Origin of the sequence: Chitinophaga sp. (assembly GCF_035564935.1) — a bacterium.
Classification (GTDB): Bacteria; Bacteroidota; Bacteroidia; order Chitinophagales; family Chitinophagaceae; genus Chitinophaga.
Genome location: NZ_DATMTE010000756.1, coordinates 1 through 11,284, shown reverse-complemented (window position 1 = coordinate 11,284; position 11,284 = coordinate 1). Strand labels below are relative to the sequence as shown.

The following is an 11,284-nucleotide window of genomic DNA, read 5'->3' as shown; positions in this document are numbered from 1 at the left end:
TCGATAGTGCGGGGAATATTGATATTAAGTCTACTACCGTTTACAGCGGACTCCAGCAGGATGATCTGCGCGATAACCTGCATTCAATGAGCCGGGAAAAACAACTTGAAGAACTGCGGGAAGGATTGGATCTTTCCAGTTATGATATCAATAATTATCAATGCACAGAACTGGAAACACAAATGCCTTCCATTGAAGAAAAAATTGGCATCAAAGCAAATAACTATGCAACGGTAACGGGCAAACGAATGTTCCTTGTTCCTAATATCCTTACGCGTGGTGGCATGAAGCTGGAGGCAGACGAAACCCGTAAGTCGGATATTAAGTTTAATTTTGCCTATCGCGATGTGGATAGCGTAACCATCAGTTTCCCGGCGGGGTACAAGCCGGAATCGCTTCCGGCGGCAGTAGCAGTAACCACTAAGTTTGGCAATTATAACGCTGCCGTTAGCATCAGGGGAAATACGCTGACGTATACACGAAAAATGGAAAGGAAAGCAGGTACTTTCCCGGCGGCAGATTACCCGGAACTGGTGAAGTTTTATGCCACTATGCTCAGATCCGACAGGAGCCGGCTGGTGCTGGTAAAAGAATAAAGCCTGCAAAGAAAAAAGAACAATGGACGCAGCTTTATCAGGAATACGAATAAAAAAGAGGCCGTATCAGGTGTATGATACGGCCTCCTGCTATTTTATAACATGTTATTTCTCGCGTACACTTACCGAAATATGCCGGTCCTTTTTCTTTTCTTCTTCAGGTGCATCGGCGGCAGCCTTTGCAAATTGTGAACCATACCCTTCAGCGCCCAGTAACTGTGCGGGGTTGGTATTGCTCTTCTTTAATGCGGCAACTACTGACTCTGCACGTTCTTTGGAAAGACGTAAGTTAATGGTGCTGTCGCCGGTGCGGTCTGTATAGCCGCCGATCTTTATTTTGGCCTTGGGGAAGGCTTTCATGATAGCGGCAATGTTGCCCACCTGTTTCATACTTTCTTCCGTAAGCTCTGCACTGCCGGTTTTGAAGTTGAGGTTATCAAAATCGAACCATACATCTTTGCCTGCAGGACGGCTGTTGTCTTTAAGAAATGCTACCAGCTGATCTTCTATGCCTCCTTTGTATGCATCCAGTACAGTACCATCAGGGAGCGTTACTTTGATACTTTCACGGGCTACCACCGGACCGCCTTCTGTAACGGTCATAGTAGCCGAATCTGCCAGCTGGCTGGTGGTAACGCTGTCGGTAGCAGGTACGCCATCGCGTTTATTGGCGCCGCAACCGCGCATCAGGTACCACAGCAGGATAATAGCCACCAGGATGAGCAGCAATGACCATATCCACCTGCTGCCGCCGGATTTTGCCTCCGGCTGTATATTCACAGCGCCGCCGGTAGTGGTAGCTGTATCCATATGAAGCAGGCTGCCCAATTTTTTCCCGAGATCGCCGATGTTGGCTAAACCCAGTATGCCGGCAATGTTTAGCCCGCCCGGAATGGCGCCCAGTATTTTATCTTTCTGCGAATCAAGCAGGGAAAGGAAAGAGTTGGGGGAGAGGTTATTCTGCGCCGCGTATTGCCCTACCGTACCAAGCGTAGCGGGAGCGGCTGATTGCAGCAATGTATTGGCGGATGATTCCTTGATACCGGCAAAAGAAGATAGCATGCCCGTAATAGCACCCACTTTGTCGCCGAACAAGCTGCGCAGCAGATCGGCGCCTTTACTGAGCAATCCTCCGGCGCCGCCCTGCAGCGCACCGGAAATTGCCGATGGATTGGCGTCGCCAGCCGCGCCTTTTACAAGGTCGAGCAGGCTGCCGGCACTTCCCGATGATCCGGCCTTGTTGAGAAGGCCGGTTAATACAACCGGTATGATACCACTGATGGCTTTCTGAATGCCGCCTTCACTTTCTCCAAGTTGTGAGGAAGCCTGACTAACGACATTGCTGTTGAAAATACTTTTGGCGCTTTCCAGTAAATCGAAAGACATAATTGTAGGGTTTAGTGATGAAGAATTTGGTGACCAGTTTTTGACGCTGAATCATCCGGCTGTAAGCAGGAATGTACAGTTGTACTTCAGGGACCTTTATAACAACGGAGGCTGCCGGGTTGTTTGATTCCCGTAAGAATAAACAGCCAGATATAAGTTTAAACATGCAAAGTGAAGTTGGTAAAAGGTTGATTTTTAATAGGATGTAAACATTTTTTCCGTTTTTTCTTGGTCGCCCGCTCATTATTTCGTACCTTCGCATCGCTTTACGCATATTTCTGACTGTTGAATGTGCCTTCCGTGCACGATGCAATGCGCTATAACAGTCAATATTTATTGGATTTGATCATTTGTCGGGCCACATCGCGCCCGGTTTCCATTTCCGGCTAGCTGTTTTTGCAGTTGCATGCACATAGGACCCCTATGTTGCCAGGAAAAAGATCAGCTTAAACATATTTAAAAATTAGTAACTATGATTAAACAATCATCGTATTGGTTTTTGCTATGCTTACTGCTCCTCTTGCCGAGTATGCTCGTTGTTGCACAGGATAGTACCCAAACCAAAAAAGATAAGCCCACCTTTCACATAGGCGGAGCCCTGCGCTTTAATTACAATCTTTCTACCTGGAAAAAAGAACAGGTAAAAAGAGGCGGTGATTTTGGCTTCGATATGTTCCGTATTAATGCAGACGCGGCATGGAAAGGCTTATCCCTCCATGCAGAATACCGTTTTTATTCAAAGGATTTTGGAGGGGGAATGTTGAAAGAAGGATACGTGAGATATAACTTCAACGATAGTACGCACATCGATATCGGTCTTACCCAGGTGCCCTTTGGTAACCAGACCTACAATTCCCATAGCTGGTTTTTTAACCTGCCTTATTATGCAGGTAAGGAAGATGATTACGATATGGGTATAAAATTGGAACGACGTAACCCGCACTGGCTGTACCAGCTGGCGTTTTTTAAGAATGCAGAGGAACTGAACTTCGGCGATAAAACAACCATTGATCCCGGCCGTTACTCCTACGATGTAGCTGGAAGAAATAAAGAAGTAAACCAGGGTACTGCCCGCACCGAATATTTTTTCAACGCAAATAATAGTATAGGCGCTTCCGTTATGCTGGGCGGCTTATACAACATTCCCTCCGGTAATATGGGGAGCCATTGGGCTGCTGCATTACATTCCAATCTCAATTGGCGGAAATGGAACCTCAAGCTGCAAACAATGTATTACCGGTATAACGTTGCCGACTCTACGCAGTTTGAGCAGGCCGTGGATATGGCCGCCTATGGCGCCGCTTACCAGGTAGCAGCAAAGGCCTTCCTGCATACTGTTTCGCTTTCCTATACGCAGTCGGTGCACTGGGGGCCGGTAAGTACACTCACTTTCTACAATGATTACTCCTATATGCATAAACCCGAAACGGGATTTGCAGACACGCAGATGAACGTGCTGGGCTGTATGCTTACTGCAGGGCATATTTATACGTATGTGGACTGGGCCTCGGGAAAAAATCAACCCTGGCTGGGTCCTGTATGGACAGAGGCGCTGGCGGCCGGTGATCCGGCCGGGCAGTGGCATAGCCGCTTTAACATTAACATCGGCTATTACTTCTGATAATAATCACCAGCTGCCGCAACCAACAGTAAAATATTATTCACAGTGGTCAGCTACCGGCTTACCGCTAAAAATGTAACTAATGCCTAAACTTCAAATCGATCATCTTACCCTCATCTTCGGCCGCGACCGGCAAACGGCCCTGCAACTGCTGAAGCAAGGGAAAAGCAAAGCAGATATATTGGATGCCACCGGTTGTACCGTGGCAGTAAAAGACGCGTCGTTCCAGATAGAGAAAGGAGAGTTCTTTGTGATCATGGGCCTTTCCGGCAGCGGGAAATCGAGCCTCCTGCGCTGCCTCAACCGCCTGATAGAGCCCACTGCCGGGGAAATTTTCCTCAATGGCACCAACATCACCGCACTGAATGAAACGGCGCTGCAACAAACACGGAGAAAAGAAATAGCCATGGTGTTCCAGAAATTCGGACTGCTGCCGCACCGTACGGTGCTGGAAAATATTGCTTTTGGCCTGGAGCTGCAGGGAATGCCGCTTGCCCAAAGAAAAGCCAAAGCCGCAGAAGTGGTAGAGCTGGTAGGGCTCAAAGGCTATGAACAAATGCTGCCCTCGGAATTGTCCGGTGGTATGCAGCAACGCGTGGGCCTGGCACGCGCCCTGGCCAATGACCCGGAAGTACTGCTCATGGATGAAGCCTTTTCTGCGCTGGACCCGCTCATCCGTACCCAGATGCAGGACGAACTGCTCGATCTCCAGGAAAAGATGCATAAAACCATCATCTTCATTACACATGACCTGGATGAAGCTATCCGCCTGGGCGACCGCATCGCCATCATGAAAGACGGGGAAGTGATCCAGGTAGGCACTCCGGAAGAGATCCTGACAACACCGGCAAATGATTACGTGTCTTCTTTCGTAGAAAAAGTAGACCGTAAAACCATTATCACCGCTTCTTCTATGATGAATACCAAACCAACCGTAGCTGTATTCCGTAAAGACGGACCGGAAGGAAGCCTGCGTAAAATGCGCGCCACCGGGCTCGACATCCTGCCGGCGGTAACCGTGGATAAGCATTTCCTGGGATTTGTTTATCTCCGTGAAATACTGGAAGTAAAGAAACAGGGCGATAAAACCATTGAAGCCGTTATACACCGGGAAGTACCTGTAGCTTACCCCGATACTACCGTAGAACAAATGCTGCCCTTTATTGCAGAAACAGATAAACCGGTGGCCGTGGTAGATCCAAAGAATAATAAACTCCTTGGACTTATTTCACAAACTGCCCTGATCATTGAAACTACCGGCAACCAGCTGGTATAACTGATACGGTTAAACGAAATTTATATGATTAAGATTGGAAAATATATAGAACAATTCATCAACTGGCTTACGCATAATTTCGGCCCGTTCTTCAAAACGGTGAAGATAGGCGTGGAAGCCGCCGTAGGCAGCGTACAATGGCTGCTTACCTTCACCCCTTTTTACATTGTGATCGCCTTACTGACCTTGCTGGCCTGGAAACGCGCCGGCTGGGGAGTAGGCGTGGCAACCCTGCTGGGCCTCGGGCTTATTTACGGCATGGGCTATTGGGAACAAACCATGGAAACGCTGGCCCTGATCCTGGTATCGGCAGCCATTGCGCTGCTCATTGGTATTCCATTGGGAATATGGGCGGCTAAAAATAATACGGCCGGCAAAGTGATGCGGCCGCTGATGGACTTTATGCAAACCATGCCTGCATTCGTATATCTCATCCCCGCAGTACTGTTTTTCGGGTTGGGAAAAGTGCCGGGGGTATTTGCCACCATCATTTTTGCCATGCCGCCGGCTGTACGGTTAACCACGCTCGGCATTAAACAGGTGCCGGAAGATATTGTGGAAGCAACCCGCTCTTTTGGCGCCACTTCCCGGCAACTGCTGTTTAAGGTAGAACTGCCGCTGGCCATGCCTACGCTGCTGGCCGGCATTAATCAAACCATTATGATGGCCCTGTCTATGGTAGTGATTTCCGCCATGATTGCCGCCGGCGGACTCGGGGAAATAGTGCTGAAAGGCATTACCCAGCTGAAAATAGGATTGGGCTTTGAAGGCGGTATTGCCGTGGTGATCCTGGCAATTATCCTGGATCGTATTACCCAATCGTTCGGAAAAAAGAAACAACGTGCTAAACACTAAAACCATTTAATATGAAGAAACTATTCCTTTTCGCACTGGCTGCACTGCTGGCCTTTACAGCCTGTAATCCCGGAACACAGCAAAACGGTAAGCACATTACCATTGCATATGTAAACTGGGCAGAGGGCATAGCCATGACGCAACTGGCAAAAAACATCTTGGAGAAAAAAGGGTATAAGGTAACCCTCAAAAATGCCGACGTGGCGCCCGTATTCGCAGCGGTTGCAGGCGGCGATGCAGATGTATTCCTCGATACCTGGATGCCGGTAACCCATCAGAATTATATGGAAACATTCGCACAACAGGTAACGGTATTGAATACCAATTTTGAAGGCGCTAAAATAGGATTGGTGGTACCGGATTATGTAACTATAAAAAGTATAGAGGAACTGAACGGGGCAAAAATAAAGTTTGGCGGAAATATAGTAGGCATCGATGCGGGCGCTGGTATTATGAACAAAGCAGAAGCGGCGGTAAAGGAATATGCGCTGGATTACAGGTTGCAATCGTCCAGTGAAGCGGCCATGATGGCTACTCTTAAAAAAAGCATCGACGAAAAGCAGCCGGTGGTGATCACAGGATGGGCGCCCCACTGGATGTTTGCCCGCTACCAGCTGCGTTTCCTGGAAGATCCGAAGAAGGTTTTCGGGGAAACGGAGAAGATACAAACCATTGCCAATAGCCAATTCAGTGTATCCGATACCGTAGCCGTTAACTTTTTCCGCAATTTCCGGCTGAACAGCGAACAACTGGGTTCCCTCATGGGTGCGCTGGCAGATGCAGATGGTAAGGAAGATGCCGCGGTAAACGACTGGATCGGCAAAAACGAACAGCTGGTAAAAGAATGGGAGTAAGGTAGCGGTTTAATGAAAAAATTGCAGTTACGAGGCTAGTTTTCTGCTAAAAATGCAGTAATCCTTTCGTTTATATGTCATAATTTCCGGAGATACAACATTGGATCAGGGTTTGTTGTTACCAGAAGACGTTTGATAACATCAAAAAAGGAGAAAAACTAGCCAATATGAACTTGAATAATTTCACTATAAAATCGCAGGAAATACTGCAACAGGCCCAGCAACTGGCCTTTAATAATCAGAATCAGTCTATTGAAACCGGGCACCTGCTCAAAGCTTTATTAAATGATGAAGACAGCCCGATCGAATACCTGTTGAAGAAGAATGATGTAAATACCTCATTTGTAAACAACAAGTTAAATGAGCAGATCAATAAATACCCGCGTATGGCAGGCGGTGAAGGCGGTCAAACGCTGAGCCGTGATGCCAATAACGTGATCCTGCGCGCAGGAGCGGCTATCAAAGAATTTAAAGATGAATTTGTAAGCGTAGAGCACCTGCTCCTGGGCATCCTCGGCGGTAACGACGACACGGCTAAATTACTTAAAGACGCAGGTCTTACCGAGAAAGGGCTGAAAACTGCCATCAGGGAGCTCCGCAAAGGAGATACTGTTAACTCCCAAACCGGCGGCACCCAGTACAACACCTTGCAGAAATACGCCAAAAACCTCAATGAAATGGCCCGGGAAGGGAAACTCGACCCGGTGATTGGCCGCGATGAAGAGATCCGCAGAACGCTGCATATCCTCTCCCGCAGGTCCAAAAACAATCCTATCCTGGTGGGAGAACCGGGTGTGGGTAAAACGGCTATCGTAGAAGGATTAGGCCACCGGATCATTAATGGCGACGTACCGGAAAACCTGAAGTCGAAGATCATATACGCCCTTGATATGGGGGCTTTAATGGCAGGCGCCAAGTACCGGGGCGAGTTTGAAGAAAGATTGAAAGGAGTGGTAAAGGAAGTAGCCGAAAGCAATGGAGAAATCATCCTTTTTATAGATGAGATCCATACATTAATAGGCGCAGGCGCTATGGAAGGCGCCATGGACGCTGCCAATATCCTGAAACCTGCCCTGGCAAGAGGTGAACTCCGTGCCATTGGCGCTACCACCCTCAATGAATACCAGAAATATTTTGAGAAAGATAAGGCCCTGGAACGCCGTTTCCAGAAGGTGCTGGTAGATGAGCCTTCTGTAGAAGATGCCATCTCTATTTTACGCGGACTTAAAGAAAAATATGAAAGCCATCACCATGTACTCATCAAAGACGAAGCAATTATTGCCGCGGTAGAATTATCGCACCGCTATATAACCGACCGTTTTTTACCGGACAAGGCCATTGACCTGATCGATGAAAGTGCGGCGAAGCTGAGGCTGGAAATGAATTCCATGCCCGAAGAACTGGACGAACTGGAAAGAAGGATCCGCCAGCTGGAAATTGAAAGAGAAGCGATCAAGCGGGAAAATGATGAAGATAAGTTACGCGAGTTAGGAGAAGAAATAGCAAGACTGGGAGAAGAACGGAATACGTTCAAAGCAAAATGGCAGGCAGAAAAAGAAGTGGTAGACCAGATCCAGAATGCCAAATCCGCCATTGAAAACCTGCGCCTGGAAGCTGAACAGGCAGAGCGTAACGGCGATTTTGGCCGGGTGGCGGAAATACGCTATGGTAAAGTAAAGGAACAGGAAAAGCTGGTAGCAGATCTGACAGAAGAACTGAATACAATATCCGCCAATCATAAACGTCTTCTTAAAGAAGAAGTAGATGCGGAAGATATCGCGGAAAACGTAGCCAAAGCAACGGGCATCCCGGTATCTAAAATGATGCAGAGTGAAAAAGATAAATTACTGCATCTCGAAGAGGAACTGCATCAGCGCGTAGTAGGTCAGGATGAAGCCATCATAGCGGTATCCGACGCTATACGCCGCAGCCGCGCAGGATTACAGGATCCGCGCAGACCTATCGGTTCATTCATCTTCCTTGGTACTACAGGCGTTGGTAAAACAGAGCTGGCGAAAGCACTTGCTGAATACCTGTTTGACGATGAAAACATGATGACCCGTATAGACATGAGTGAATACCAGGAAAAACACTCCGTGAGCCGCCTGGTAGGAGCCCCTCCGGGATATGTAGGATATGATGAAGGCGGCCAGCTTACCGAAGCCGTACGCCGTAAACCATATTCCGTAGTACTGCTCGATGAAATTGAAAAAGCCCACCCTGATACCTTTAACATTTTGTTGCAGGTACTGGACGATGGCCGGTTAACCGATAACAAAGGCCGCGTGGTGAATTTCAAGAACACTATCATCATCATGACCAGTAATATGGGCAGCCATATTATCCAGGAAAATTTTGAAAACATTAACGATACCAACAGGGAAGAAATAGTAGATAAGACGAAAGAAGAAGTGATGTCCCTGCTGAAACAAACCATTCGTCCCGAGTTCCTGAACAGGGTAGACGAAGTGATCATGTTCCAGCCATTAATGAGAAATGAAATTAAGGGAATAATTAACATTCAGTTGCAGCAACTGAAGGACATGGTAGCGAAAAATGGCATGATATTGGAATTTTCAGACTATGCGCTTGAATATCTTTCTGTACAGGGTTATGATCCGCAGTTTGGTGCAAGACCGCTGAAACGTCTTATCCAGAAGGAAATCATCAACCTGTTAAGTAAGAAGATTCTGGCGGGAGACATTGATAAATCCAAACCCGTGCTGATAGATGTGTTTGACGGAGTGGTAGTAATCAGAAACAAGTAATTCTAAATACGACGATACATAGTTAACGATAAGCCCCGCGATTCTTCGCGGGGCTTTTTTATGTGTGGTTAGCTTTCGTTAAATTTGAGTAGATCAAAAATTAAAAGTATGCCGGGAGAAAGAGAAAGAAGATTTATGCAGCATGCCGTTGCTTTATCGCGTAAAGGAATGGATAACGGCGATGGTGGTCCTTTTGGTGCGGTGGTAGTGCGGGGCGATGAGATTGTGGGAGAGGGATGGAACCAGGTGCTTACAGATACAGATCCTACTGCGCATGCAGAAGTGGTAGCTATCCGGGAAGCCTGCAAAAAGCTGGGTACTTTCCAGTTGCACGACTGTGAAATATTTACTTCCTGTGAGCCCTGCCCGATGTGCCTGGGTGCTATTTACTGGGCCAGGCCACAGCGCGTGTATTATGCCAATACCAAAGAAGATGCTGCCGCAATAGATTTCGATGATTCATTTATTTACCGGGAGATAGAAAAAGATCATGCAGATAAAAAGATTCCGCTGATTGCCTTGCCTGATCCTGAAGCGCTGGATGTTTTCCGGAGATGGAAAGAAAAAGGGGATAAGAAATTGTATTAGTTATCATGGAGGGGAACGCGTTCCCCTCCGCTAATGTTTTACAGAGAAGTGATATGCCCAGAACAATGCGAGCAGTAAGAAGAGGATGCAGACAATGATAACGGCAAGGGATATATAATTTTCTGATTTTCTCCTGGTCCTGTAGCGTTTGTGTAATTTTTTAAGCAGGCTCCATTTCATTTCAATAATCCATCCGGGAATCTTGTCCTTATCTTTTATGGCAGCCAGCCCTTCCAGTGCATCGCTGCAAAGCTCACAATCAGACAGGTGCATTTCCACTTCATGCTGTTCTTCCGCCGACAGCTTGCCCTGCACATAGTCCAGTAGCTGCTGTTGCGTAGGACAGCCGGTAGTTACAAAAATATCGTTGAAATGCTCGTTCATATCACTATTGATGCAAATTAACTTTTGTTTGCGCGTTGTTGTTTTTCCAATAAAAGTTTCAGGTTCCTTTTCCCGTTCTGGATATAGCTCTTAACCTGGAGGAGGCTGTACCCGGTTTGATCGGCAATTTCCTGATAAGATTTCTTTTGCAGGTAAAACAGTTCCACACAGATCTTTTGTTCGGGGTTCAGCTGGTTCATTGCCTGCCCCATATTTTCCAGCAAGATATCCTTTTCCTGGTATACCTGCTTATCTTCGGGATCAGCGGCCATACCGCCCATATGCTTATCGGATATTTCTTCCTTGTATTTCATATGTTTTTGCCGTAGCTGCATCAGGCAGTAATTTTTTGTTACCTGGTAGATCCAGGCCCGGAAATACTGGATATCGTGCTTGTTGATGTCGGATAACATCTTGAGAAAGATTTGCTGCACGGCGTCGCGTGCATCTTCTTCGTTCTTCAGGTATTTCATGCACATACCCAGCAAAAGCAGGGCATAGCGGTCAAACAGCACACCTATCCAATCACTGTTATTATCAGCTTTGAACCGTTGCAGTAGTTCCTGGTCTGTTAGTAGTTGTATATCTGGATTAGTCACAGGCTAATAAATGGAATGCTGCATATAAGATGCAGCATCTGCAAAAATCCATAATTATATTGATATTTTATTTTTTACATACCATCTAATGCCTGTTGGGCGGCATTTTTCAGGGAGCCATCCATCCTGATCACTTCTTTGAACATACGGCGTGCCTTACCAGCCTGGCCTTTGCTGCGATAGCAGATAGCGAGTTGATAGCGGGCCATTTCCACGTATTTGCCTGAGCTAACAGATTCAATCCTTTTGTACCTGTTGATGGCTTCATTAAGATTGCCTTGTTGCTGGTATACCATAGCTGCTTTGTAAAGATATTCATCACTGTTTACAGCAGTGGAAGACGTTTCTTTTTTAGCA

11 protein-coding genes are annotated in these 11,284 nt (G+C 47.0%); 7 read left to right on the top strand and 4 right to left on the bottom strand.

The window, feature by feature from the left end; genetic code table 11:
• Nucleotides 1–596 (top strand): hypothetical protein (locus VN105_RS19565; RefSeq protein WP_325643320.1); only part of this gene is annotated, 596 nt, incomplete at its 5' end.
• A gap of 105 nt (nucleotides 597–701) precedes the next feature.
• Here the strand turns inward: VN105_RS19565 and VN105_RS19560 are convergent.
• Nucleotides 702–1,982: an OmpA family protein gene (locus VN105_RS19560; RefSeq protein ID WP_325643318.1), complete on the bottom strand. Its 1,281-nt coding sequence runs from the start codon at nucleotides 1,980–1,982 to the stop codon at nucleotides 702–704.
• A 472-nt stretch (nucleotides 1,983–2,454) separates the two neighbouring features.
• Between VN105_RS19560 and VN105_RS19555 the strand changes: the two genes are divergently transcribed.
• From VN105_RS19555 to VN105_RS19530, 6 genes are all read left to right on the top strand, one after another.
• Nucleotides 2,455–3,603, top strand: a complete 1,149-nt coding sequence (locus tag VN105_RS19555; protein ID WP_325643316.1) for a hypothetical protein — start codon at nucleotides 2,455–2,457, stop codon at nucleotides 3,601–3,603.
• An 82-nt stretch (nucleotides 3,604–3,685) separates the two neighbouring features.
• On the top strand, nucleotides 3,686–4,879 hold the full coding sequence (locus tag VN105_RS19550; protein WP_325643314.1) for a glycine betaine/L-proline ABC transporter ATP-binding protein: 1,194 nt from the start codon (nucleotides 3,686–3,688) through the stop codon (nucleotides 4,877–4,879).
• A gap of 24 nt (nucleotides 4,880–4,903) precedes the next feature.
• The gene (locus tag VN105_RS19545) at nucleotides 4,904–5,734 is read left to right on the top strand and encodes a proline/glycine betaine ABC transporter permease (protein WP_325643312.1); all 831 of its coding nucleotides are present in this window, start codon (nucleotides 4,904–4,906) and stop codon (nucleotides 5,732–5,734) included.
• 11 nt (nucleotides 5,735–5,745) lie between these two features.
• Entirely contained in the window at nucleotides 5,746–6,588 is an 843-nt protein-coding gene (locus VN105_RS19540) for a glycine betaine ABC transporter substrate-binding protein (protein WP_325643310.1), read from the top strand.
• 167 nt (nucleotides 6,589–6,755) lie between these two features.
• The gene (clpB, locus tag VN105_RS19535; RefSeq protein ID WP_325643308.1) at nucleotides 6,756–9,356 is read left to right on the top strand and encodes an ATP-dependent chaperone ClpB; all 2,601 of its coding nucleotides are present in this window, start codon (nucleotides 6,756–6,758) and stop codon (nucleotides 9,354–9,356) included.
• A gap of 108 nt (nucleotides 9,357–9,464) precedes the next feature.
• Nucleotides 9,465–9,944, top strand: a complete 480-nt coding sequence (locus VN105_RS19530; RefSeq protein ID WP_325643306.1) for a nucleoside deaminase — start codon at nucleotides 9,465–9,467, stop codon at nucleotides 9,942–9,944.
• Nucleotides 9,945–9,974: 30 nt separating this feature from the next.
• Here VN105_RS19530 and VN105_RS19525 read toward each other — a convergent pair whose 3' ends face one another.
• The 3 genes from VN105_RS19525 to VN105_RS19515 form a co-directional block, all read right to left on the bottom strand.
• Nucleotides 9,975–10,328: an anti-sigma factor family protein gene (locus VN105_RS19525; RefSeq protein WP_209860471.1), complete on the bottom strand. Its 354-nt coding sequence runs from the start codon at nucleotides 10,326–10,328 to the stop codon at nucleotides 9,975–9,977.
• A 17-nt stretch (nucleotides 10,329–10,345) separates the two neighbouring features.
• Nucleotides 10,346–10,927 carry a sigma-70 family RNA polymerase sigma factor gene (locus tag VN105_RS19520; protein WP_325643302.1) on the bottom strand — a complete coding sequence of 194 codons (582 nt, stop codon included), beginning with the start codon at nucleotides 10,925–10,927 and terminating at the stop codon, nucleotides 10,346–10,348.
• 74 nt (nucleotides 10,928–11,001) lie between these two features.
• On the bottom strand, nucleotides 11,002–11,284 hold a 283-nt coding region (locus VN105_RS19515; protein ID WP_325643300.1), incomplete at its 5' end, for a tetratricopeptide repeat protein.